Source organism: Neisseria sp. P0008.S010 (genome assembly GCF_051962715.1).
Lineage (GTDB): Bacteria > Pseudomonadota > Gammaproteobacteria > Burkholderiales > Neisseriaceae > Neisseria > Neisseria elongata.
Genome location: NZ_JBQCVA010000220.1, coordinates 1 through 331 on the forward strand (window position 1 = coordinate 1; position 331 = coordinate 331).

1 rRNA gene is annotated in these 331 nt (G+C 52.6%); it reads left to right on the forward strand.

The features are described from left to right. Window positions 1-331 (forward strand): 16S ribosomal RNA (locus ACTHSL_RS13305); the annotation flags it as partial.

Genomic DNA, 331 nt, shown 5'->3' on the forward strand with positions numbered 1-331 from the left:
GATGATGACGGTACCTATAGAAGAAGCCCCGGCTAAATCCGTGCCAGCAGCCGCGGTAAGACGGATGGGGCTAGCGTTATTCGGAATTACTGGGCGTAAAGGGCGCGTAGGCGGTGAATTAAGTTAGGCGTGAAAGCCCTGGGCTCAACCCAGGAACTGCGTTTAATACTGGTTCGCTAGAGTTTGGTAGAGGAAAGCGGAATTCCTAGTGTAGAGGTGAAATTCGTAGATATTAGGAAGAACACCAGAGGCGAAGGCGGCTTTCTGGGCCATTACTGACGCTGAGGCGCGAAAGCGTGGGGAGCAAACAGGATTAGATACCCGTGTAGTC